1 pseudogene is annotated in these 545 nt (G+C 56.1%); it reads right to left on the bottom strand.

Features of this window, described 5'->3' with window-relative positions:
* Positions 1 to 482: pseudogene (locus tag U8U01_RS17355) on the bottom strand (reverse transcriptase domain-containing protein); the annotation flags it as partial.
* Between the last annotated feature and the right edge of the window lie 63 nt (positions 483 to 545).

Below are 545 nucleotides of genomic sequence, written 5' to 3'. Positions count from 1 at the left end.
TTGTAGTAGGCCAGCTGGCAGGTCATGAATTGCTTTACATCTTCCATGGCCCGCCTGCCCGCCGCCACCTGGCTCTTAAAAAGTTTCAGCTTGCGCCGCGCCCGCTTTACCCCGTCCCGGCAGCCGTTTACTATGACTTTCCCGGTTTCCAGTAAACGGAACTTGGCCTTGCAGAATTTGAAAGGCTTTGTCAAAGGGATAATTTTGCACTTGCGCTGGTTTACCGGCACCCCGATGGCCGCAAACTTCCGCACCATCTCATGGGCCAGCTTTTTAAGCTGTTCAATATCCGGCAGGATGATATAGTAATCATCCATATAGTGCCCCATGCACTTTATGCCCTTTTGGCACTTGAGCCAGTTGTCCACAGCGCTGGGCAGGGCCACCATTTCCTGCTGGCTGGGTTCCACCCCCAGGGGCATACCCCGGCCCGGCGTGGGGCACGGGGAGTGGGATATGATGGTATCCGCAAGCCATCTCAAATGCGGGCCTGGTATCAGCTGCTGGTGGCGCTGGTAAATGGTCTTATGGGGGGCGCTGGGGAA

Origin of the sequence: Acutalibacter caecimuris, from assembly GCF_034335085.1 — a bacterium.
In the GTDB taxonomy this organism is placed as follows: domain Bacteria; phylum Bacillota; class Clostridia; order Oscillospirales; family Acutalibacteraceae; genus Acutalibacter; species Acutalibacter caecimuris.
This window is presented reverse-complemented; position numbering and strand designations above follow the sequence as displayed.